The sequence below is a fragment of the Acidovorax sp. KKS102 genome (assembly GCF_000302535.1).
Classification (GTDB): domain Bacteria; phylum Pseudomonadota; class Gammaproteobacteria; order Burkholderiales; family Burkholderiaceae_C; genus Acidovorax.
On sequence record NC_018708.1, the window covers coordinates 184,145 to 206,160 of the forward strand.

Here is a 22,016-nt window from a genome sequence, read left to right on the forward strand (position 1 = left end):
GAATTTAAGCCGTGGCAGACGCCACGGCTTTTTTTGTGTCTGCGTTTGTCATGCCCCACATGCCCCATTCCTGGTGCTCCAGGCCGCTGCTGTAGCTGCAGCGCGGAGGCGAAAAAAAGCCGTCCCGCGAGTGCGAGACGGCTTTGAGTGGGGGAGCTTCCTGGATCGAATGGGCGTATCAGGCCGCCAGGCGCTTTTCCAGTTGCGCCTTGGTATCGAGCAGTGCCTGGGGTAGGTGGTAGGCCAGCTGCTCAAAGTGGGCGGTGTGCAGCTTGAACTCTTCCGCCCATGCGGCCTTGTCGATGCTGGTCACGGCGTCGAACTTCTGGGCACTGAAATCCAGACCGGTCCAGTTGATCTCGGCGTACTGCGGGGCCACGCCGAACATGGTTTCCTGGCCTTGGGCCTGGCCTTCGATGCGGTCAATCATCCACTTGAGCACGCGCATGTTGTCGCCATAACCGGGCCAGACGAACTTGCCGGCTTCGTCCTTGCGGAACCAGTTCACGCAGAACACCTTGGGCAGCGCCTTGCCGGTGGCGGCAATTTGGCCTTCCATGTTCAGCCAGTGCTGGAAATAGTCGCTCATGTTGTAGCCGCAGAACGGCAGCATGGCGAAGGGGTCGCGGCGCACCACGCCCTGGGCGCCAAAGGCGGCGGCGGTGGTTTCGGAGCCCATGGTCGCAGCCATGTACACGCCTTCGGTCCAGGTGCGGGCTTCGGTCACCAGCGGCACGGTGGTGGAGCGGCGGCCGCCGAAAATGAAGGCGTCAATGGCCACGCCATTGGCATCGTCCCACTGGGGGTCGAGGGCTGGGTTGTTGGTGGCAGCCACGGTGAAGCGCGAGTTGGGGTGCGCAGCCTTGGCGCCGGTTTCCTTGGCGATCTGGGGCGTCCAGTCCTTGCCTTGCCAGTCGATCAGGTGATCGGGCAGCTTGCCGGTGTCCTTTTCCATGCCTTCCCACCACACGTCGCCGTCGTCCGTCAGGGCCACGTTGGTGAAGATCACGTCCTTGTCCAGGCTGCGCATGCAGTTGGGGTTGGTGTGCATGTTGGTGCCGGGGGCCACGCCAAAGTAGCCAGCCTCGGGGTTGATGGCGTACATCTTGCCGTCGGCATGGGGCTTGATCCAGGCAATGTCGTCACCGATGGTGGTGACCTTCCAGCCGGCAAAGCCCGCCTCGGGCGGCACCAGCATCGAGAAGTTGGTCTTGCCGCACGCGCTGGGGAAGGCCGCTGCCACGTGGTACTTCTTGCCTTGGGGGTTGGTCACGCCCAGGATGAGCATGTGTTCGGCCAGCCAGCCCTGGTCACGGCCCATGGTGGAGGCGATGCGCAGGGCCAGGCACTTCTTGCCCAGCAGCGCATTGCCGCCGTAGCCCGAGCCGTAGGACCAGATTTCGCGCGTTTCGGGGTAGTGCACGATGTACTTGACCTTGGGGTTGCAAGGCCAGCTCGTCGTGTCCTTCTCGCCTTCGGCCAGGGGCGCGCCCACGGTGTGCATGCAGGGCACGAACTCGCCTTCCACGCCCAGCACGTCGTACACGGCCTTGCCCATGCGGGTCATCAGGCGCTGGTTGACGGCCACGTAGGCGCTGTCGGTCAGCTCCACGCCGATGTGGGCAATGTGGCTGCCCAAAGGGCCCATGCTGAAGGGCACCACGTACATGGTGCGGCCCTTCATGCAGCCGTCAAACAGCGGCTGCAGCGTGGCGCGCATTTCAGCGGGAGCCATCCAGTTGTTGGTGGGGCCGGCGTCTTCCTTGGAGGCCGAGCAGATGTAGGTGCGGTCTTCCACGCGGGCCACGTCCGATGGATCGGACCAGGCCAGGAAGCTGCCGGGGCGCTTGGCGGGGTTCAGCTTCTTGAAGGTGCCGGCATCGACCAGCTGCTGGCACAGGCGGTCGTACTCTTCCTGGGAGCCATCGCACCAGTAGATGCTATCGGGCTTGCACAGGGCGGCCATGTCGGCCACCCAGGCGAGCAGTCGGGCGTTTTTGACGTAAGCGGGGGCGTTGAGATTCAGGCCCTGCATCGTGGGTGCGTTCATCGGGGAGCTTCCTAAGTTGAAAAAACGTTTTTTCAAAGGAAGCGGACCGAACGGGTCACGGCGAGGCCTGGCGCAATTGCGGTGCTGAGCGCTGCCTTTGAAAAAACGGCTTTCGTGCTCAGTCGGCGGGCGGGAGCGTGTGTCAGCCCCACGGGTGGAGGCTAGTTCCACGGATTCCGCGGGTCGGCTGGGATGTCAATTTTATGAATCTGCCGCCCATTTGTCTGTCAGACAGGGGTCAAAACCATGCAAAAAAAACATGAGGTTATGCATGAAATCCGACGCCCTGCAGGTGCCGGGCTGGGGCTCGAGAACCTGTTCAAAAAGACTCCAAACAGGTTTTAAGGCCGGGTCGCCGCACCGCTCCAGCGCTCAAAGCCCGCCTTGCGCAGCGCACAGGCCGGGCAGGTGCCACAGCCATAGCCCCAGGCATGCAGCGTGTCGCGCACGCCGTGGTAGCAGGTGTGCGAGTCGTTCACGATCAGATCGACCAGTGCTTGCCCACCCAGGGTCCGCGCCAGCTCCCAGGTTTCGGATTTGTCCAGCCACATGAGGGGCGTCTCGAACGTGAACCGCTGGCCCATGCCCAGCGACACCGCCACTTGCAGCGCCTTGAGCGTGTCGTCTCGGCAGTCGGGGTAGCCGGAGAAGTCGGTCTCGCACATGCCGCCCACCAGGGTGTGCAGCCCGCGCCGGTAGCCCACGGCGGCCGCCAGCTGGAAGAACAGCAGGTTGCGCCCCGGCACAAAGGTGTTGGGCAGGCCGGCGGCGGTCATCTGGATCTCGGCGTCGCTGGTCAGCGCGGTGTCGCTGATGTGGCCCAGCACCGCCAGGTCCAGCATGTGGTCGTCGCCCAGCCGGGCGTTCCACTGCGGAAACTGCGCGCGCAGCGACGCCAGCACCGTCTGTCGCGCCTGCAGCTCGATGTGGTGGCGCTGGCCGTAGTCAAAGCCGATGGTTTCCACATGGGCAAAGTGCTCCAGGGCCCAGGCCAGGCAGGTGGTGGAGTCCTGGCCTCCGGAAAAGAGGACGAGTGCGTGTCCGGGTCTCATGGGGGTTCTCCAGGTCAAACGAGGATGGAATGTGGGGGCGAGACGAAAAAAAGCCCCGCACTGCGGGGCTGTGGGGGTGATGCCTGCCGGAGCGGTCAGGCCATCATCACGGCGATGAACGCCAGCAGGAACATCATGATGCCGCCCACCACCGGCAGCACGACGGGGACCACGTGAACGACGTTTTCCACGGGGTCGTTCGATGGCGTTGCTGAGGCGTGCGAAGTGTGGTGGTCAGACATGGTGGGCTCCAGATGCTTAAAACTTGCGCAATTCTAGCCGCGAGAACCTGCGCAGGGGCAAAACCCTGTGGTCTCTATGCACAGGCTCTCAGATCAGGTCGGCCTGCATGCCTGCCGCCCGCAGCTGTCCCAGCACCTCATCGACATGGGTCTTGCCCCGGGTTTGCAGCACCAGCTCAATCTCCACGTTCTGCGCGGCCAGCATGGTGAAGGCGCGCTGGTGGTGCACTTCCTCGATGTTGGCGCCTGCGTCGGCCACCGTGGCGGTGATGCGCGCTAGCACGCCGGGCACATCGCGTGCGCTGACCTTGATGCGCGCCAGGCGCCCCGAGCGCACCATGCCGCGTTCGATGATGGCCGCCAGCAGCAGTGGGTCGATGTTGCCGCCGCACAGCACCAGGCCCACGCGCTTGCCCTTGAAGCGTTCGGGGTAGCGCACCAGCGCCGCCAAGCCAGCAGCCCCTGCGCCTTCGACCAGGGTCTTTTCAATCTCCAGCAGCATCAGCACCGCCTGCTCGATGTCGCCCTCGTCCACCAGCACCAGGTCGTCCACCAGACGTTTGACGATCTCCTGTGTGATCTTGCCCGGGGTTCCCACGGCAATGCCCTCGGCTATTGTTGACGTGCCCTGCGAGTGGTGCGTGCCCTTGACGGCGTTGACCATGGCCGGAAAGCGCGCGGTCTGCACACCGATGATTTCGATGCCCGGCTTGATCGCCTTGGCGGCCGTGGCAACTCCAGAGATCAATCCGCCGCCGCCCACGGCAATCACCAGCGTGTCCAGGTCGGGCACGGCCTGCAGCATCTCCAGGCCCAGCGTGCCCTGGCCTGCAGCCACGCCTTCATCGTCATACGGGTGCACAAAGGTCAGGCCCTGCGCGTCTGCCAGCGCATAGGCATGGGCGCGGGCTTCTTCCAGCGTGTCGCCATGCAGCACCACCTCGGCGCCAAATCCGCGCGTGCGCTCCACCTTCACGCCGGGCGTGAAGCGCGGCATCACGATGACTGCGCGCAGGCCCAGGCGCTGTGCGTGGTAGGCCACGCCTTGGGCGTGGTTGCCAGCGCTCATGGCCACCACGCCGCGCGCACGCTCCTCGTCGGTCAGCAGCGTGAGCCGGTTGCAGGCGCCGCGCTCCTTGAAGGACGCGGTGAACTGCAGGTTCTCGAACTTGAGGAACACCTGCGCACCCACGATCTGCGAGAGCGTCTTGGATTCGACACAGGGGGTGTCCAGCACCTGGCCTTGTAAGCGGGTGGCGGCGTCGCGGATGTCTTGAAGGGTCAGCATGGGCCGATTGTGGCGCAATGCGCGCCGTTGGAGCGCGGCGGCGGGTGCAGGCCGAAAAATGGAGTGAAAAGTACCCCAAGCGCTAGAGGATCATGCGTTAGCAGCTATCAATTTTGATGATCTATTTGAGACCCAGCCTGCGCGCCAGCTTGTGCAGGTTGCTCGCGTCCACCTCCAGCGCACGCGCGGCCTGGGCCCAGTTGCCCTGGTGGCGCGCCAGCGCCTGGGTGATGGCGTGCCGCTGGCAAGCATCCACGGCGTCGCGAAGCGGGCTGCCGGCTGTGTCCGTCGTGGAGGCAGTCGCGGGTGGCTCTGTGGCCTGAGCGGGAGCACTCGCGTCCAGCGGGGCAGGGGCTGCGCTGGCGGCGTGGGCGTCCAGGTCCAGCAGCACGGGCTCCAGCGTCACGATGTCGGTGCGGCTCACGCCCCGGCTCAGCGCCTTGAGGGCGGCCCGGCTGATCACATGCTCCAGCTCGCGGATATTGCCGGGCCAAGGGTATCGGCGCAGCGCCTCTTGCGCGCTGGCCGACAGCCGTAGGCTGCGCAGACCGAGGCGCGCACGGTTCAACTCCAGAAACCGGCCCGCAATGAGCAGCACATCGTTGCCCCGCTCGCGCAGCGGCGGGATGGGCACGGGGTACACGGAGAGCCGGTGATACAGGTCAGCGCGAAAGTCGCCCGCAGCCACCTGCTCGCGCAGGTTGCGATTGGTGGCGGCGACCACCCGCACGTCCACACGGCGTGGCCGGTCGGCGCCCAGGCGCTGGATTTCGCCGTTCTGCAGCGTGCGCAGCAGCTTGGCCTGCACGGCCAGCGGCAGCTCGCCCACCTCGTCCAGGAACAGCGTGCCACCCTCGGCGGCCTCAAAGCGACCGGGTCGGTCGGTCACCGCGCCCGAGAACGCGCCGCGCACGTGGCCAAACAGCTCGCTCTCGGCCAGCGACTCCGGCAGCGCCGCGCAGTTCACATGCACCAGCGGGCGTGCAGCGCGCGGCGACTGGCGGTGCAGCAGGCGCGCAAACAGCTCCTTGCCCACGCCGGTTTCGCCCAGCAGCAGCACGGGCAGGTCCGAGCCCGCCACCACCTCCAGCTCGTGCAGCAGGCGCAACAGGGGCTCGCTCTGGCCGACGATCTCCATGTCGCCCTCGCCCGCGCGGGTGGGGCGCTCGTCGTCGGCACCACGGCTGTGGGGTGCGCTGCGCAGCGCCTGCACCTCGCGCTCCAGCCGTGAGATGCGCACGGCGGCCTCCACCAGCACCTTGCAGTCGGCCAGCGCAGCGCGTGCGACCTCGCCAAAGGTGCCGGTCTGCAGGGCGTCGAGCGTGAGCACGCCCCAGGGCTGACCGTCCACCTGCAGGCTCACGCCCATGCAGTCGTGCACGGGCAGGGGCTCGCCCACCAGGGTGTCGAGCAAGCCGTCGTAGGGGTCGGACAGGGTGCTGTCATGGTCAAAGCAGGTCACCTCCCGCCGCGCCAGGATGGCCGCGAGCCGCGGATGCTGGCCGACTGCAAAGCGGCGCCCCAGCGCCTCGCGAACCAGGCCGTCCACGGCGACGGGGCGCAGGTGGTCCTGTTCCAGCTGCAGCAGCGCCACAGCGCCGCAGTGAAAGCGGGCGCGCAGGTGGTCCACCAGCCGCTGCAGGCGCACGGCCTGCGGCAGATCGGTGGACAGGTCGGCCAGCAGGGGTTGGTGATCCATGGTGATTTTTACCTCATATGGGTGAATTTAACCCCAATCCGTTGGGGTAATAAATACCATGAACTTCGTAAGCGATTGATTTTGTTGGGTGCCGCCGCTGGCCCGGCGCTTGCGATAGGGGGGTGGATCGACTCACTCGTCACCTCACCATGATCATCACATCCTGTCCACCTGCGGCCTGTTTGGCCCTCCGGGCGGTCCGTCCCGCCGCCCGTCTCCCGGCGGCCAGCCCTCGCTGGCCCCGCCCGTTCGCCGTCTCATCGAAGCAGGAGGCCCGCCATGGGTAACTACCGCAAGCTCTGGTTCACGCTGATCGGCGTGCTCATCGTCACCTTCAGCCTGCTGGGCTACTACGGCGCCGAGGTGTACCGCACCGCGCCGCCCATCCCCGCGCGCATCGCCACGGCCGGGGGCGAAGTCCTCTACACCCATGACAGCATCCTGGACGGCCAGACCGCTTGGCAGTCGGTGGGCGGCATGCAGCTGGGCTCCATCTGGGGCCATGGTGCCTACCAGGCGCCCGACTGGACGGCCGACTGGCTGCACCGCGAGCTGCTCAACTGGCTCGACGTCGCGGCCGAGCGCACGCACGGCAAACCTTTTGCAGACATCGGCGCCGCCGCGCAGGCCGTGCTGCGCGATCGCATGAAGACCGAGTACCGCACCAACACCTACGACCCCGCCACCGGCGTGGCCACGGTGTCGTCCACGCGGGCCGATGCGATCGCAAAAACGGCGCTGTACTACGACCAGCTTTTCAGCGATGCACCCGCCCTGCACAAGACGCGCGAGCACTTCGCGATGAAGGAGAACACCCTGCCCAGTGCCGAGCGTCGCGCGCAGATGATGGGCTTCTTCTTCTGGACGGCCTGGGCCGCCGCCACGGAGCGCCCGGGTACGACAGCAACGTATACCAACAACTGGCCGCACGAACCGCTCATCGGCAACAAGCCCACGGCAGAGAACATGGTCTGGTCGGTGATGAGCGTGGTGGTGATGATGGCGGGCGTGGGCTTTCTCGTGTGGGGCTGGGCGTTTTTGCGCAAGCACGACGAGGCCGACCCCGAGCCGCCCCGCCAGGACCCGTTGGCACGCGTGCCGCTCACGCCCTCGCAGCGTGCCCTGGGCAAGTATTTGTTCCTCATCGTCGCGCTGTTCAGCTTCCAGGTGCTGCTGGGCGGTTTCACGGCGCACTACACGGTGGAGGGCCAGCAGTTCTACGGCATCGATGTGTCGCAGTGGTTCCCCTACTCGCTGGTGCGCACCTGGCACATCCAGAGCGCGCTGTTCTGGATCGCCTCGGGCTTTTTGGCGGCCGGCCTGTTCCTCGCACCGCTCATCAACGGCGGCAAAGACCCGGCGTACCAGAAGCTCGGTGTGGACATCCTGTTCTGGGCGCTGGTGGTCGTGGTGGTGGGCTCGTTCGCGGGCAACTACCTGGCGATTGCGCAGATCATGCCGCCCGAGTGGAACTTCTGGCTGGGTCACCAGGGCTATGAATACGTGGACCTGGGCCGCCTGTGGCAGATCGGCAAGTTCACCGGCGTGGCCTTCTGGCTGGTGCTGATGTTGCGCGGCATCCTGCCGGCGTTCCGCCAGCCCGGCGACAAGAACCTGCTGGCGCTGCTGTCTGCATCGGTCATCGCCATCGGCCTGTTTTACGGCGCCGGCTTCTTCTATGGCGAGCGCACGCACCTGTCGGTGATGGAGTACTGGCGCTGGTGGGTGGTGCATCTGTGGGTCGAGGGCTTCTTTGAAGTCTTCGCCACTACGGCACTGGCCTTCATTTTCTCCACGCTGGGGCTGGTGTCGGTGCGCATGGCCACCACGGCCAGCCTGGCCTCGGCCTCGCTCTTCATGCTGGGCGGCGTGCCTGGCACCTTCCACCACCTGTACTTTGCCGGCACCACCACGCCGGTGATGGCGGTGGGCGCAGCCTTCAGTGCGCTTGAAGTCGTGCCCCTGGTGGTACTGGGCCACGAGGCCTGGGAACACTGGCGCCTGCAGCACCGCGCGCCCTGGATGGCGCGGCTGCGCTGGCCGCTGATGTGCTTCGTCGCCGTGGCCTTCTGGAACATGCTGGGCGCGGGCGTCTTTGGCTTCATGATCAACCCGCCCATCTCGCTGTACTACGTGCAGGGCCTGAACACCACGCCCGTGCATGCGCATGCCGCGCTGTTCGGTGTGTACGGCTTCCTGGCGCTGGGCTTCACGCTGCTGGTGCTGCGCTACATCCGGCCGCAGCTGGTATTCAGCGACCGGCTCATGGCCACGGGCTTCTGGTGGCTCAACGCGGGCCTGGTGCTGATGATTGCCACCAGCCTGCTGCCCATCGGCCTGTTCCAGTTCCACGCCAGCGTGAGCGAAGGCCTGTGGTACGCCCGGGGCGAGGCCTTCATGCAGCAGCCCTTCATCCAGACGCTGCGCTGGGTGCGCACCTTCGGCGACGTGGTCTTCATCGTCGGCGCGCTGGCCGTGGCCTGGCAGGTGGTGAGCGGCGTGTTGGGATCGCGTGCGCCAGCCGTCCCTGCAGGCGCCACCCTGGCGGAGACCCGCCGCTGACCCGCGCCGTGCGCTGCCACCACCATCCCCGGCGGCAGCGCAGGCCCTTATTCATCCCACAAGGAGCGAACATGAACCTCGACAAATTCAAACACCAGCACACCGACATCCTGCGCAGCATCGCCACCTTGCGCGCCCTGGCCCATGCCGGTGTGGAGGCCAACGCCACGACCATCGCCCAGGGCATCGTTGCGATGAGCGGCACCATCAAGCTGCACCTGGCCGTGGAGGACCAGGTGCTGTACCCCGCACTGCAGCGCGGCGGCAATGCAGACCTGGCGCGCATGGGGCGCCAGTACCAGAGCGAGATGGCCTCCATTGCCAGCGCCTACGACGCCTTCGCACGCCGCTGGAACACTGCCGAACAGGTTCGGCGCGATGCCGAGGGCTTTCGCAGTGAAGCCAATGTGGTGCTGCGCCGCGTGTTTGAACGCATGCAGCGCGAGGACCACGACTTTTATCCACGCATCGAAGAGGAAGAAACCGCTGATTGCCATTGATAGGCCCAATGGCTGGGCGCTCCAGCCGTTCCCCATCCATCGGTAGGGCCTGAGGGCACCTCCCTTCACCGGCCCCAGAGGCCGGTTTTTTTGTTGCGGACTCGGTCTTTAGCGCAGAGCGTCAGCCTTGCTGGCACACCCTCAGCACCTCCGCCCCGTAAGCCTCCAGCTTCTTCGCCCCCATGCCGCTGATACCCTGCAGGTCGTCCAGGGACGCGGGGTTGCGCTCGGCAATCGCAGCCAGTGTGGCGTCGTGAAAGATCACATATGCGGGCAGGTTGTGCTCGCGTGCCACCTCGGCGCGCCAGGCCTTGAGGTTGATGAAGCGTGCCTGGGCATCGGGCCCCAGGTTGGCGGCAGCGGCGGGCGGTGCCGTGCTGCGGCGCGTGCGCTTGGCGGGCGCGCTGGCCGTGGATTCGCGCAGCAGCACGGGCACGTCCCCTTTGAGCACGGGGCGGGAGCCGTCGGTGAGGCTCAGCGTGTCGAAGCTGTGGCCGCTTTCCAGCATCACCTTTTGCAGCCCCACGGCCCCGGTGGCCAGCAGCTGGCGCAGCACGCCGCGCAACTGCGCTTCGGAATACTCCTTGCCCACGCCGAAGGTGGACAGCTTGTCGTGCCCGAACTGCTTCACCTTCTCGGTGTCCTTGCCGCGCACGATGTCCATGATGTGGCCGGTGCCAAAGCTCAGGCCGCTGGCCTGCTGCACGCGATAGATGGTGGATAGCAGCTTGCGGGCGGCATCCGTGCCGTCCCACACCGCAGGCGGGTTCAGGCAGTTGTCGCAGTTGCCGCAGGGTGTGGAGTGTTCCCCGAAGTAGCCCAGCAGCCGCACGCGCCGGCAATCGGTGGCTTCGGCCAGGGCCAGCAGCGCATCGAGCTTGCCGCGCATCACCTGCTTGAACTCCTCGCTTGCGGGGCTCTCGTCGATCATGCGGCGCTGGTTCACCACGTCCTGCAGGCCGTAGGCCATCCAGGCGTCGGCATTCAGCCCGTCGCGGCCTGCGCGGCCGGTCTCCTGGTAGTAGCCTTCGATGTTCTTGGGCATGTCCACATGCGCCACAAAGCGCACATCGGGCTTGTCGATGCCCATGCCGAACGCGATGGTGGCCACCATCACGATGCCTTCCTCGCGCAGGAAGCGGTCCTGGTTCTGCTGGCGCACCTCAGCAGGCAGGCCGGCGTGGTAGGGCAGGGACTTGAGGCCCGCGTCCACCAGTGCGGCCGACATCTCCTCCACGCGCTTGCGCGACTGGCAGTACACCACGCCCGCGTCCTCCGGGTGCTCGCGCTCGATGAAGCGCAGCAACTGCGCCAGCGGCTCCTTCTTTTCCTCGATGCGGTAGCGGATGTTGGGCCGGTCAAAGCTGCTCACGAAGTGCTGCGCGCCCTCCAGCTGCAGCCGCTCCACGATGTCGGCGCGCGTCAGCGCATCGGCCGTGGCCGTGAGCGCAATGCGCGGCACGCCCGCATAACGCTCGTGCAGCACCGTGAGCGCGCGGTATTCGGGGCGGAAGTCGTGGCCCCACTGGCTCACACAGTGCGCCTCGTCGATGGCAAACAGCGACAGGTGACCGCCGTGGTACAGACTGTCGAGCAGGCCCAGGAACCGGGGCGTGTTCAGCCGCTCGGGCGCGGCATACAGCAGTGTGATGTCGCCAGTCTGCAGCCGCAGCTCCACGTCCTGCGTCTCGTCATAGCTCAGCGTGGAGTTGAGAAACGCGGCAGACACCCCCGCCTCGTGCAGCGCGCCCACCTGGTCGTGCATCAGCGCAATCAGCGGCGAGACCACGATGGTGACCCCACGCCCCTGCTGCTGGCGCACGATGGCTGGCACCTGATAACACAGCGACTTGCCGCCGCCCGTGGGCATGAGCACCAGCGCGTCACTGCCCGCAATCACATGCTCAACGATGGCCTGTTGCGGGCCGCGGAACTCCTCGTAGCCAAAGACATCCTGCAAAACCGATTGGGCAGGCGACAGCGCGGAAGATGGACGGGAAGACAAGCGGTGACTCTGAATTTGATAGCTATCAGCGCTTATAAATAAAGCGCTAGAGGCTGATTTGACTGATATTTCTTGGCGGGCGTGCCGCTGGCGAAGCGCGTATTGTGCGCCGGGTGCTGCGCCCCGTGCGGCGGCGTCTACCACCGCCGGGCCGTGGGCCCGTCCACCGGGGCGCGTCGGCGGATGGGCAGGGCGAAAAAAAGCCGGCCCCTGAGTGCCGGCTTTTTACAGGGAGCTGTCTGGCTCAGTAGCGGCCACCGCCGTAGCCACCGTTGCCATAGCCCACGTCGGAGCGTGTGCTGGAGCGGTAGCCCTGGGCGCCGTCGCCGCCTGCGCCACGGCTGTCTTCGCGGGGACGCGCCAGGTTGACCACAATCGTGCGGCCATCCACGGAGACGCCGTGCAGTGCGGAGATGGCGGCCTGCGCCACTTCGGCGTTGACCATTTCGACAAAACCGAAGCCTTTGGATCGACCGGTTTAGCGGGCCATCATGACCTTGGCGGAGGAGACACCGCCAAATTCGGCGAAGTTGCTTTCCAGGCTGGAATCGGTCACGGAGTAGGGAAGGTTACCCACGGAGATCTTGGTGCTCATGGGGGAGCCTTTCTGAAGAATGCTGGCGCGCCAGCAAGAGCGCGCCGTGGGGAGGCGGTTGTGCGAATCAGGAATCCGCGGCAACCGGGAGGGGGATTCAGGATGCGTTCGGGCCTTGCGGTGCTTTGTCAGCACGCAGGCGGGTGCGCCATGCTCGTTTGCAGCCAGCCTTGGGTGACGGCAAAAAGCCGTGCGGCTTCGCGCGAGGCAAAGGCTTTGTCAAAGCGGAACACGCGGCTGTAGCTGCCGTTGCCCTGGGATCGGTGGACGGAAAACGAGGCGCGGAAGAAGCGGCCGCAGTCGGTCGGATGTGTCGAGGGCGAAACGACGAACGGGCCCATGGAAATGGCTGTCTGTGAAATGGGGTGCACTCAGTCTGGAACGCAAGCGCTTAAAGCAGCCTGCGTGAGCATTGAACGGACTCGGTGGACTGCAGCTCGACAGATCCACTGGGGCGACAAAGGTCGCAAAGATCAGCCTGCAGGGGACGGCGAGTCGCCGCGGTGCGCAGGCGTTGCGGTGACGAAACTGGTCAGGAGACGTGACTGCAATTGAGGTGGCTATATTGCAATCTGTAATGTAGTTGGTGATCAATATTCTTGGGGTTTTAAAAGCACGGAATCCCCGGTAGGACGGGAATCACCCGCAGCGGCCTTGGGCGGCCGCTCGGGAGCGAAATGCGCCATGAAAGACAAAACATGAACTCTCCTATTGATAGCAGCTGGCGCATATGCAATAAGCGCTGAGGGCCGAAAAGGCTTGAAATATCGCGCTGCCGGCCAGTCAGACCCTCACTGCGATGAAGCTCCATTGCGCGCTCCGCCGCCGCTCTGCCCTCGCGTGCAATAGCTGCGCAGCCCGTGCACACCATCGACCCGGACTCATGCATGGCTGCCAAGCCCTGTCCTGGTATTGCTTGTGGCTATATCCATATCCCCAGTCGTCAGTTCATTTCGCAAATTGCGGCCACTAGACTTGACTTGCGCAAATACCGGCCGTCACGGCATGGCCCCCCACGGGCCAGCGCAACCGCCTGGCGGCAGGCGCATTCGCACATGCGGATGGCAGCCCGCAGCTGCTTACCCGTCAAAACAATGAAGGAGACTGTCATGAAAAAAATCACCTCGCTGCGCCGCCTCGCGGTGGCCCTGCTCGTTTCGGGCGTGTCGCTGCACGCGGCCGCCCAGGCTTATGCCGACCGCACGATCCGCGTGGGCCACCAGGCCCAGCCCGATGCTCCCATCTCGCAAGCCGCACGCAAGTTCGCCGAACTGGTGGCCGAAAAGAGCGGTGGGCGCCTGAAGATCAAGGAATTCCCCGCCTCGCAGCTGGGCAACGAAGCCCAGCAGCTGGGCGCGCTGCGCGGCGGCACGCAGGAACTCTTCATCCCTACCACCACTTCGCTTGCGTCCGTGATCAAGGAATTCGGCCTGCTGGACTTCCCCTTCCTTGTCTCCACGACGGCGCAGGCCGAAGCGCTGCTTGACGGGCCTGCTGGCGCCGCGCTGCTCGAGCGGTTGCCCGCCAAGGGTCTCATCGGCCTGGGGTACTGGGAGAACGGCTTTCGCAACGTCACCAACAGCGCTCGGCCCATCCAGAAGCCAGAGGATTTCGCAGGGCTCAAGCTGCGGGTGATCCCCAACCCCGTGTTCATCGAAGCCTTCAAGGCCTTGGGCGCCAACCCGACGCCGCTGCCCTTCGGCGAGCTGTACGGCGCGCTCGAATCGCGGGCCGTGGACGGCCAGGAGAACCCCTACGTGCTGATCGACACCTCGAAGTTCTATGAGGTGCAGAAGTTCGCCAGCAACACCAACCACGTCTACAGCCCGCTGATCGTGCTGGCCGGCAAGCCTTTCTGGGACAAGCTCTCCGACAGCGAACGGCAGATCCTGCAGGCCGCCTTCAAAGAGGCGCAGGCCTACCAGCGCGCGCTCAGCCGCCAGGCGACCACCTCGGCGATGGCGGAAGTGAAGGCCAAGGGCATGAAGATCAACGACGTAAGCCCCGCCGAGTTGCAGCGCATGGAGGCCGTGGTGCGCCCCGTCACCGACAAGTTCGCCGCCACGTACGACCCGGCGATCACGCGCGGCTTCTTCGCCGAACTGCAGAAGATCAAGCAGAAATAACCAACAGGCGCGCTCGGTCGCGGCGTGCAAGCGCGCTTCGGCCGGTCTGTGCGCGTGCACGGATGTGCGCACTGGCCGGTGGCTTCGGCCTTTCTTAAAAACCATAACAACACAGCGACCTTCGCTCAGGGGACGATCTCGTGCGAAAAATCATCGACATCTATTGCGGCATCTTTGAATTCCTGATCGCGCTCATGCTGGCGCTGATGGTGATCCTGGTCTTCGGCAACGTGGTGCTGCGCTACGGCTTCAACTCCGGCATCGCGATCTCCGAAGAAGTGGCCCGCTGGCTCTTCATCTGGATCACGTTCCTGGGCGCCGTGGTGGCCCTGCGAGAACGGGCGCACCTGGGCGTGGACATGCTGGTGTCGCGGCTCCCCGTGGCGGGCAAAAAGCTCTGCCTGGCGGCCAGCTACGCCTGCATGCTCTACATCCTGTGGCTGTTGTATGAAGGCAGTCTGGCGCAGGTGCGCATCAACTGGGACACCGAAGCGCCCGTCACCGGCGCCTCCATGGCCATCGTGTATGCCGCCGGGGCGGTCTTCGCCGTGTGTGCTGCCCTTATCTTGCTGACGGATGGCGTCCGGCTGCTGACAGGCCGGCTGTCGGTGGACGAGCTGGTGGCCATCCAGGAGTCCGAAGAAGCCGGAGCCCTGGCCCAGGCGCTCGGTCCGCACGGGTCGCTAGGCGCGCCCGGCACCTCTCCCGCCGCCCCCGCTGGTGGCTCCCAACACTCCACAAGTTCCTGATCATGACCATCGCGGTTTTTCTTGCGTCGCTGCTGCTGGCGATGGCCATCGGCATGCCTATTTCCTTCGCGTTGTTGGCCAGTGGCGTGGCCCTCATGTGGCAGTTGGACCTGTTCGATGCGCAGATCCTCATCCAGAACCTGATCGGCGGGGCCGACAGTTTTCCGCTGCTGGCCGTGCCTTTCTTCATGCTGGCCGGCGAAATCATGAATGTGGGCGGGCTGTCCAAACGCATCGTCAACCTGGCGCTGTCGCTGGTCGGCCACGTGCGCGGCGGCCTGGGCTACGTGACCATCATGGCCGGTTGTCTGCTGTCCGCGCTGTCCGGTTCGGCCGTGGCTGACGCGGCGGCGCTCACGGCACTGCTGCTCCCCATGATGGTGAAGGCCGGGCACGACAAGGCCCAGGCTGGCGGCCTGATTGCAGCCACAGGCATCATCGGCCCGGTCATCCCGCCGAGCATCGGGCTCGTCATCTTCGGCGTAGCGGCCAACGTGTCCATCTCCAAGCTGTTCATGGCGGCCATCGTGCCGGGCCTGCTGATCGGCGGAGCTTTGTGGGTGACCTGGGCCTGGCTGGTGCGGCGTGAAAAGATCCAGCCGCCGCCGCGCAAGTCCATGCGCGAAGTCCTGGCCGCTGCGCGCGAGGCCAGCTGGGCGCTGCTGCTGCCGATCATCATCCTCGTCGGCCTGCGCATGGGCGTGTTCACGCCGACGGAAGCCGCCGTGGTGGCCGCAGTCTATGCCTTCGTGGTGGCGACCTTCGTGTACCGCGAACTCACGCTGCGCCAGCTTTACCGCGTCTTCGTGGGTGCTGCCAAGACCAGCGCCATCGTGATGTTCCTGATCGCCGCCGCCATGGTGAGCGCCTGGCTCATCACCGTGGCCGACCTGCCCTCCAAGGTGGTGGGCCTGCTGGAGCCCTTCATGGGCAACAAGATTCTGCTGATGGCCGCCATCATGGTGCTGGTGATGGTCGTCGGCACGGCGATGGACATGACGCCCACCATCCTGATCCTCACGCCCATCCTGATGCCGGTGGTCAACGCGGCGGGCATCGATCCGGTGTATTTCGGCGTGATGTTCATCATCAATAACTCCATCGGCCTGATCACGCCGCCCGTGGGCGTGGTGCTGAACGTGGTGGCCGGCGTGGGCAAGATGCGCATGGACGATGTCACGCGCGGCGTGCTGCCCTTCATGCTGGCCGAGTTCGCGGTCATGTTCCTGATGATCTTCTTCCCGATCCTGGTCACGGGGCCTGCGCGCTGGTTCCATGGGTGACGGCTGACGCCGGGCCCACGAGCCTGCGCCGGTCGACGGGAGCGCTGCGGCGCCCCGGGCTCACGGCCTGAAGACTCGCAAGAGGTCTTCAGGCCGTTTCTTCTTGGCTGGCGCTCGGGTCGGAACGGGCGCGGGCCGGACGCAAAAAAAGGGCCGGACCGCCAGGGCCCGGCCCGAAGGACCGCGGTATCACCGGCCGGGCGGCCCGCGATGCTCGTCGCAGCACACCGCCCGCCAGCGATGCCGCGTCGAGGTCTGGCCGATGCCGGGATTGAAGGTGTTGGTCGGGTCCAGGCTGCGGTAGAAGCCCTCGAGCACCGGGCCTGCGCGGTAGATGTGACCGACGTTGTGTTCGGCCGGGTACTTCGCGCCGCGCGCGTCCAGAAGCGCCAGCACGCGCTCCTTGAACTGCGCGCAGTCCACGCCCTTCTTCACCAGGTATTCCTGGTGCATCACGTGGCAGAAGAAATGTCCGCAGTACATGGGCTGCTCGACCTGCGCAGCCAGCTCCGGCGGCAGGATCTCGAACCATTCCAGCGCATTGCGCGGCAGCGCGATGTCCAGCGCCACCACGTCTTCCACCGTGTCGGCATGCACCGCCCGGTAGCGGTTGGTGGCGTTGCCGACGGCAAAGCGGTTCAGGAAGGCCGCGCCGGCCTCCTCCTCATTGCATTCGAAGAAGCCTGCCTCCGGGCGTTCGGCCATGAAGGTCTGCAGATAGGCACGCGTTTCCTCGATGCCCGCGTCGCTTACCTTCAAGAGCAGGTGGTGCGCGTAGCGGTCGCGAAAGGCGTTCATGCGCGCAGGCAGGTGTTCGGGCATCCGGTTGGCGAGCCGCTGCAGCAGGCGGTCGGCCAGGTTCCGCCCCAGCCCGCAGCGCTCGGCGAGCGCGTCGAAACGGCTCTTGAGCGCGAAGGCCAGCGGCACGCGCGCGGTGCCCAGTTTGCGGATGTAGACGAACAGGTCCTTGCCGTAGGTGCGGCTCAGATCGTAGGCCGAGCGGTGCATGTACTCGGCCGCCACGGGCAGGGAAGCGAAGCAGGCCAGCATGTGGCGGCGCAGGTCCGCGAGGTCGCGCGGCTGGTTGGTGCCGATGTAGAACACTCGGGTGTCCGTATCCGCCGCGAAGGTGTCCAGGCGCAGCGCGAAGACGGCGATCTTGCCGGCGGAGCCCGAGGCCTCGTAGAGGCGGCGCGGGTCGGCGTTGTAGCGTGCTGGCTCGCTGGAATCGATGTCGCGCACATGCTGCGAGTACTCGCGGTCAGAGGCCATGCGGCCGGGTTCGGCCGGCAGGTCGTCGCGAGCGAAACGGCCACTCTCCAGGGTGGCGAGGATCTGCTCGGGATCGTCGCCGAGTGCCATGCCCAGGTGGTTGACGAGCCGCAGTTGGCCGTCCTCGTCGATGCAAGCGAAGAGCGAGAACTGCGTGAAGGCAGGACCGCGCCGGATGAGCGAGCCCCCGGAGTTGTTGCAGATGCCGCCTGTCACCGAGGCGCCGATGCAACTCGACCCGATCACGGAATGCGGCTCGCGGCCCAGCGGCTTGAGCCTGCGTTCGAGCTGTTCGAGCGTGACACCGGGCTGGGCCAGCACCTGCTCGCCGCGCTGCAGCAGGTCCAGCTGTTTGAGCCGCAGCATGTTGATGAGCACTACCGGGCGGTCGTAGCCGCCCTCCATCGGTGTGGAGCCGCCCGTGAGGCCTGTGTTGGCGGCCTGGCAGAGGATGACGGTGCCGGCGGCGTGGCAGGCCTTCAGCGTGTGCCACAGCTGCGTCAGGCTGCCGGGGCGCACCACGGCCAGCACGTCGCCGCCGCCGTAGCGAAAGCCGCTGCGGTAGCGGCGCGTGGACGCATCGCCCGTCAGCACATGGCCGCCGCCGACGATCTCCTTGAGTCGTGCCAGCAGGTCGGAGGGTGCGAGGGCGGCTGCCGGTGGCATGGCCGTCATGCGCGGACGGGCGCGCCGTCGACCAGCCGCCAGAGGCCCAGCGGGTTGGCCTGCTGCAGCGCCTCGGGCAGCAGGGCGTCGGGCAGGTCCTGGTAGCACACGGGTCGCAGGAAGCGGTCAATGGCACTGGCGCCCACCGAGGTGAACATCGCGTTGGAAGTCGACGGATACGGCCCACCGTGCACCATGGCATGGCACACCTCCACGCCCGTCGGGAAGCCGTTGACCAGCAACCGGCCGGCCCTGCGCTCCAGCACCGGCAGCAGGCGGCGGGCCAGCGGATGGTCCGCGTCTTCAAGATGCAGGGTGGCGGTGAGCTGGCCTTCCAGCTGCTCGGCCACGGCGATCAGCTCATCCGCGTCCTTCGCTCGCACCACCAGCGATGCGGGGCCGAAAACCTCGGACGAAAGCGCAGGCTGCTCCATCAAGGTACGGGCGTCGGTGGTGAACAGCGCGGCCTGCGCGGCGTTGTGTAAGGTGCTCGCAGTCTGGCCCTCGGCCACCCGCTGCACGCCTGGCGTGGCGGCCATCGTCTCCACGCCACTGCGGTAGGCGCCATGGATGCCAGCGGTCAGCATGGTCTGCGCGCTCTTGCGTTCCAGGGCCTCAGCCGCGGATTGCACGAATCGGTCCAGATCCGGCCCGTCGATGCCCAGCACCAGGCCGGGGTTGGTGCAGAACTGGCCGGCGCCCATGGCGAGCGAGTCGGCAAAAGCCTGTCCGATGGCGTCAGCGCGCTGCGCCAGGGCGGCGGGCAGCAGAAAGACCGGGTTGATGGCGCTCATCTCGGCATAGACGGGAATCGGCTCGGGCCGGCGGTTGGCGATGGCCACCAGGGCCAGGCCGCCTTGGCGCGAGCCGGTAAAGCCCACGGCCTTGATGGCGGGATGGGCCACCAGCGCCTCGCCGATGCTGCGGCCGGCGCCGATCAGCAGCGAGAACACGCCTTCGGGCAGGCCCTGCTCGCGCACCGCGTTCTGGATGGCGCGGCCCACCAGCTCGGACGTGCCCAGGTGGGCGCCATGCGCCTTCACCACCACGGGCGCGCCGGCGGCGAGGGCCGAGGCTGTATCGCCCCCGGCCACCGAGAACGCGAGCGGGAAGTTGCTGGCGCCGAACACCGCCACGGGGCCGAGCGGCACCTTGGCAAGCCGCAGGTCCGCGCGCGGCATTGGCTGGCGCTGCGGCTGGGCGGGGTCGATGGTGGCGTGCAGGAAATGGCCGTCGCGCACCACGCTGGCGAACAGACGCAGTTGGCCGACGGTGCGGCCGCGCTCGCCCGTCAGGCGCGCCAGCGGCAGGCCGGTTTCCGCATGGGCGCGCTCCAGCAGGGCGTCGCCTAGCGCCATGATGTTGTCGGCGATGGCCTCCAGGAAGGCCGCACGGCGTGCCAGCGGCAGCGCGCGGTATTCGTCGAACGCTGCCGCGGCCAGGATGGCGGCGCGGTCCACGTCGGCTGCGGTGCCGAAACCGAAGCGGGGCTCGGCGATGTCGGCGTTCGTGGCGGGGTTGAAGGCGCATTGGCCTCCGTCGGTGCCGGCGACCGCAGCGGCGCCGATCAGCATCTTGCCCGTGAGGGTCGTGGTCATGGTCATGGCGGACTCGTTGTGAAAAAGAAAACGGGACAACCACCGGGAGCGCCGGTGGCGGTATCGCCGCCCGCACCCTGGGCGGGCAGAAGCGCTCACATCGCTGCTTCGATCAGGCGGGCGTAGTCGTCCGCGCTCGCTTCGCGCGGGTTGGTCTTGTGGCTGTGGTCGGCCAGCGCGCCGGTGACGATGCGCGGCGTCAGGTCGGCCGTCACGCCCATCGCGCCCAGGCCGGCCGGGAGCCGGAGCCTGCGCGACATGTCCTGGATCGCATCCTCCACCGACACGTGTACCGGCAGGCCCATGGCCTGCGCCAGGCGGTCGATCTTCTCGTCGCGCACGACCGTGTCGGATTCGCGGTTGAAGCGCACCACCGCCGGCAGCAGCACCGCATTGAGGGTGCCGTGGTGCAGGCGCGGGTCGAGACCGCCCAGCGAATGGCTCAGGCTGTGCACACAGCCCAGGCCTTTCTGAAAGGCCAGCGCACCCTGCAGCGACGCGCTCATCATGTTGGTGCGGGCCTCGATGTCGCTTGGCTCGTGGAAGGCGGTTTCGATGTTCTTCCAGGCGCGGCGCAGGCCGTCCAGGGCGATGCCTTCGGCGGGCGGGTTGAAGCTGGGCGCGAGGAAGGTCTCGATGCAGTGCGCCACGGCGTCCATGCCGGTGGCGGCCGTCAGGCCCGGCGGCAGGCCCACGGTCAGCGTCGGGTCGCACAGCGCCACCTTGGGGATAACGTAGGGCGAGATGATGCCCACCTTGCGGCCATCGTCCAGGATGATGATCGCGCCGCGCCCGACCTCGCTGCCCGTGCCCGCCGTAGTGGGAATGGCCACCACCGGCACCGTGGCCGCCGTGATGCGGGCAAGCCCGCCCTCGATCAGCGCGAACTGGCGCAGCGGCCCCGGATGGCGGGCCGACACGGCCACGGCCTTGGCGAGGTCGATGGACGAGCCGCCACCCACGGCGATGATGCCGTCGCAGCCTGCTTCATGGAAGCTTGCCACCCCTTCGCGCGCCGCCGCCTCGGTGGGGTTGGAGGGCGTGCCGTCAAACACGTGAAAGTGCGGCAGGTCGTTCACGGCAAGGATGCGCTCGATCAGCCCCGCCGCAACCACGCCCTTGTCGGTGATGAAGAGCGGTTTTTTGAAGCCGAGTGTCTGGCACACCTGTGCCAGCTCAGCGGCACTGCCCGCGCCGAAGCGGATTTCCGTCACGTAGTTGATCATCGCCATCGTTTATCTCCTGATATCAAGAATTTTCATATTCATCCGTCAATCGCGGAAGTCTATGAGTGAGGCGACGTCGAATAAACTAACCGTTATCGATACAGCTATAACTCCGAGTCAATGCAGAGCCCTTACAACCTCAACTCTGTGATGTCGCGTCTGCATGCCAGGCAGCTGCGGTTGCTGATCGCGGTGGCGGAGCAGGGCTCGCTGCTGGCGGCGGCGGACCGCGTGGGGCTGACGCAACCCGGGGCTAGCAAGGCGTTGAAGGAGCTGGAGTCCACGCTCAACGCGCCGCTCTTCATGCGCACCAACCGCGGGCTTGTGCCTACGGAAGCGGGAACCTGCGCGGTGCGCTTCGCGCGGCTGATCCAGTCCGACATCAGCCACTTGCAGCAGGAGCTGAGCGCCATCGCCAGTGGCGCAGGTGGCCGCATTGCCGTAGGCACCATCATGGGCGCGGTGCCGCTCCTGACGCGGGCGCTCACGCAGCTGATGGACCAGCAGCCGGACATCTCGGTGGAGATCGTCGAGGACACCAGCGAAAGTCTGCTTGCGCTCATCGACCAGGGGCGGCTGGACGCGGCCATCTGCCGCTCGTCGGTCAGTCCCAAACCCCACCTGTACGACACTGTCGTGGTCAAGGATGAGTCTCTCGCCGTCATCGCGCACCAGGCGCATCCGGCGGCGGGCCTGGCATCGATCACGCTGCAGGATCTGTCTGCCAGCCGCTGGGTGGTGTACCGCGCGCACATGCCAATGCGCCGCACGCTGGAGCGCGAATTCTTCGAAGAGAACCTGTTCTTTCCGACGCATCTGATCGAGACCACATCCGCGCTGGCCACGCTTTCGCTGCTGAGCCACAACCCCAATCTGGTGGCCCTGGTGTCGGACGACGTGGCCGACTACGTCTGCCAGCACGGCATGGTCGCCCGCCTGCCGCTGCGGCTCAAGTCGCGCAGCGAGCCGTACGAACTCATCGCGCGGCGCAACGCGCACCGCCATCCGGCGCTGACGCTGCTGATCGATTTGCTGCTGGCCTTGCGTCCCGTTGCCGAAGAGGCCCCAGCGGCGCCCTGAACCGCCGCTTCTTACAATTGCGC

At 66.4% G+C, this 22,016-nt stretch carries 16 protein-coding genes and 1 pseudogene; 6 read left to right on the forward strand and 11 right to left on the reverse strand.

Translation table 11 applies throughout. The features are described 5' to 3' along the window. Positions 1 to 178 precede the first annotated feature (178 nt). The 5 genes from C380_RS00875 to norR all read right to left on the reverse strand — a co-directional run bounded on the left by C380_RS00875 (position 179) and on the right by norR (position 6,331). The gene (locus C380_RS00875; RefSeq protein WP_015012003.1) at positions 179 to 2,050 is read right to left on the reverse strand and encodes a phosphoenolpyruvate carboxykinase (GTP); all 1,872 of its coding nucleotides are present in this window, start codon (positions 2,048 to 2,050) and stop codon (positions 179 to 181) included. 341 nt (positions 2,051 to 2,391) lie between these two features. Then, complete coding sequence (queC, locus tag C380_RS00880; RefSeq protein ID WP_015012004.1) at positions 2,392 to 3,102, reverse strand: 7-cyano-7-deazaguanine synthase QueC; 711 nt, start codon at positions 3,100 to 3,102, stop codon at positions 2,392 to 2,394. A gap of 95 nt (positions 3,103 to 3,197) precedes the next feature. Further along, positions 3,198 to 3,344: a hypothetical protein gene (locus C380_RS25200; RefSeq protein ID WP_015012005.1), complete on the reverse strand. Its 147-nt coding sequence runs from the start codon at positions 3,342 to 3,344 to the stop codon at positions 3,198 to 3,200. A gap of 88 nt (positions 3,345 to 3,432) precedes the next feature. After that, positions 3,433 to 4,632, reverse strand: a complete 1,200-nt coding sequence (locus tag C380_RS00885; RefSeq protein WP_015012006.1) for a threonine ammonia-lyase — start codon at positions 4,630 to 4,632, stop codon at positions 3,433 to 3,435. Between the two features lie 121 nt (positions 4,633 to 4,753). Continuing rightward, positions 4,754 to 6,331, reverse strand: a complete 1,578-nt coding sequence (gene norR, locus C380_RS00890; RefSeq protein WP_015012007.1) for a nitric oxide reductase transcriptional regulator NorR — start codon at positions 6,329 to 6,331, stop codon at positions 4,754 to 4,756. A 279-nt stretch (positions 6,332 to 6,610) separates the two neighbouring features. Between norR and C380_RS00895 the strand changes: the two genes are divergently transcribed. Further along, positions 6,611 to 8,893, forward strand: coding sequence for a nitric-oxide reductase large subunit (locus tag C380_RS00895; RefSeq protein WP_015012008.1), 2,283 nt, complete (start codon positions 6,611 to 6,613; stop codon positions 8,891 to 8,893). A gap of 71 nt (positions 8,894 to 8,964) precedes the next feature. Continuing rightward, positions 8,965 to 9,393: a hemerythrin domain-containing protein gene (locus tag C380_RS00900; RefSeq protein ID WP_015012009.1), complete on the forward strand. Its 429-nt coding sequence runs from the start codon at positions 8,965 to 8,967 to the stop codon at positions 9,391 to 9,393. 121 nt (positions 9,394 to 9,514) lie between these two features. Here the strand turns inward: C380_RS00900 and recQ are convergent, their stop codons facing one another. The 3 genes and pseudogenes from recQ to C380_RS00915 all read right to left on the reverse strand — a co-directional run bounded on the left by recQ (position 9,515) and on the right by C380_RS00915 (position 12,334). Beyond that, a complete protein-coding gene (recQ, locus tag C380_RS00905) occupies positions 9,515 to 11,374 on the reverse strand; it encodes a DNA helicase RecQ (RefSeq protein ID WP_043565874.1) in 1,860 nt (619 codons plus the stop codon). A gap of 268 nt (positions 11,375 to 11,642) precedes the next feature. Further along, a pseudogene (locus tag C380_RS00910) lies at positions 11,643 to 11,993 on the reverse strand (RNA recognition motif domain-containing protein). 128 nt (positions 11,994 to 12,121) lie between these two features. After that, the gene (locus tag C380_RS00915; protein ID WP_015012011.1) at positions 12,122 to 12,334 is read right to left on the reverse strand and encodes a hypothetical protein; all 213 of its coding nucleotides are present in this window, start codon (positions 12,332 to 12,334) and stop codon (positions 12,122 to 12,124) included. A gap of 768 nt (positions 12,335 to 13,102) precedes the next feature. Here C380_RS00915 and C380_RS00920 point away from each other — a divergent pair. From C380_RS00920 to C380_RS00930, 3 genes are all read left to right on the forward strand, one after another. Then, the gene (locus tag C380_RS00920) at positions 13,103 to 14,119 is read left to right on the forward strand and encodes a TRAP transporter substrate-binding protein (protein WP_015012012.1); all 1,017 of its coding nucleotides are present in this window, start codon (positions 13,103 to 13,105) and stop codon (positions 14,117 to 14,119) included. Positions 14,120 to 14,259: 140 nt separating this feature from the next. Then, entirely contained in the window at positions 14,260 to 14,868 is a 609-nt protein-coding gene (locus C380_RS00925; protein WP_015012013.1) for a TRAP transporter small permease, read from the forward strand. 2 nt (positions 14,869 to 14,870) lie between these two features. After that, positions 14,871 to 16,151 carry a TRAP transporter large permease gene (locus C380_RS00930; RefSeq protein WP_015012014.1) on the forward strand — a complete coding sequence of 427 codons (1,281 nt, stop codon included), beginning with the start codon at positions 14,871 to 14,873 and terminating at the stop codon, positions 16,149 to 16,151. A 189-nt stretch (positions 16,152 to 16,340) separates the two neighbouring features. Here C380_RS00930 and dld read toward each other — a convergent pair whose 3' ends face one another. The 3 genes from dld to C380_RS00945 form a co-directional block, all read right to left on the reverse strand. Continuing rightward, positions 16,341 to 18,098: a D-lactate dehydrogenase gene (gene dld, locus C380_RS00935; RefSeq protein ID WP_015012015.1), complete on the reverse strand. Its 1,758-nt coding sequence runs from the start codon at positions 18,096 to 18,098 to the stop codon at positions 16,341 to 16,343. Next, positions 18,095 to 19,693 (reverse strand): aldehyde dehydrogenase (NADP(+)), encoded by a 1,599-nt coding sequence (locus tag C380_RS00940; RefSeq protein ID WP_015012016.1) that lies wholly within the window; start codon positions 19,691 to 19,693, stop codon positions 18,095 to 18,097. The genes dld and C380_RS00940 overlap by 4 nt, the downstream gene beginning before the upstream one ends. 89 nt (positions 19,694 to 19,782) lie before the next feature. Then, positions 19,783 to 20,919, reverse strand: coding sequence for an iron-containing alcohol dehydrogenase (locus tag C380_RS00945; RefSeq protein WP_015012017.1), 1,137 nt, complete (start codon positions 20,917 to 20,919; stop codon positions 19,783 to 19,785). A 144-nt stretch (positions 20,920 to 21,063) separates the two neighbouring features. Here C380_RS00945 and C380_RS00950 point away from each other — a divergent pair, with 144 nt between their 5' ends. Further along, positions 21,064 to 21,993 (forward strand): LysR family transcriptional regulator, encoded by a 930-nt coding sequence (locus C380_RS00950; RefSeq protein WP_148279904.1) that lies wholly within the window; start codon positions 21,064 to 21,066, stop codon positions 21,991 to 21,993. Positions 21,994 to 22,016: the final 23 nt, after the last annotated feature.

What these genes read in the sequence shown, in the direction of transcription:
- C380_RS00875 (WP_015012003.1), bottom strand. Translation starts at nt 2,050, where the DNA reads ATGAACGCACCCACGATGCAGGGCCTGAATCTCAACGCCCCCGCTTAC.
- queC (WP_015012004.1), bottom strand. Translation starts at nt 3,102, where the DNA reads ATGAGACCCGGACACGCACTCGTCCTCTTTTCCGGAGGCCAGGACTCC.
- C380_RS25200 (WP_015012005.1), bottom strand. Translation starts at nt 3,344, where the DNA reads ATGTCTGACCACCACACTTCGCACGCCTCAGCAACGCCATCGAACGAC.
- C380_RS00885 (WP_015012006.1), bottom strand. Translation starts at nt 4,632, where the DNA reads ATGCTGACCCTTCAAGACATCCGCGACGCCGCCACCCGCTTACAAGGC.
- norR (WP_015012007.1), bottom strand. Translation starts at nt 6,331, where the DNA reads ATGGATCACCAACCCCTGCTGGCCGACCTGTCCACCGATCTGCCGCAG.
- C380_RS00895 (WP_015012008.1), top strand. Translation starts at nt 6,611, where the DNA reads ATGGGTAACTACCGCAAGCTCTGGTTCACGCTGATCGGCGTGCTCATC.
- C380_RS00900 (WP_015012009.1), top strand. Translation starts at nt 8,965, where the DNA reads ATGAACCTCGACAAATTCAAACACCAGCACACCGACATCCTGCGCAGC.
- C380_RS00915 (WP_015012011.1), bottom strand. Translation starts at nt 12,334, where the DNA reads ATGGGCCCGTTCGTCGTTTCGCCCTCGACACATCCGACCGACTGCGGC.
- C380_RS00920 (WP_015012012.1), top strand. Translation starts at nt 13,103, where the DNA reads ATGAAAAAAATCACCTCGCTGCGCCGCCTCGCGGTGGCCCTGCTCGTT.
- C380_RS00930 (WP_015012014.1), top strand. Translation starts at nt 14,871, where the DNA reads ATGACCATCGCGGTTTTTCTTGCGTCGCTGCTGCTGGCGATGGCCATC.
- dld (WP_015012015.1), bottom strand. Translation starts at nt 18,098, where the DNA reads ATGACGGCCATGCCACCGGCAGCCGCCCTCGCACCCTCCGACCTGCTG.
- C380_RS00940 (WP_015012016.1), bottom strand. Translation starts at nt 19,693, where the DNA reads ATGACCATGACCACGACCCTCACGGGCAAGATGCTGATCGGCGCCGCT.
- C380_RS00945 (WP_015012017.1), bottom strand. Translation starts at nt 20,919, where the DNA reads ATGGCGATGATCAACTACGTGACGGAAATCCGCTTCGGCGCGGGCAGT.
- C380_RS00950 (WP_148279904.1), top strand. Translation starts at nt 21,064, where the DNA reads ATGTCGCGTCTGCATGCCAGGCAGCTGCGGTTGCTGATCGCGGTGGCG.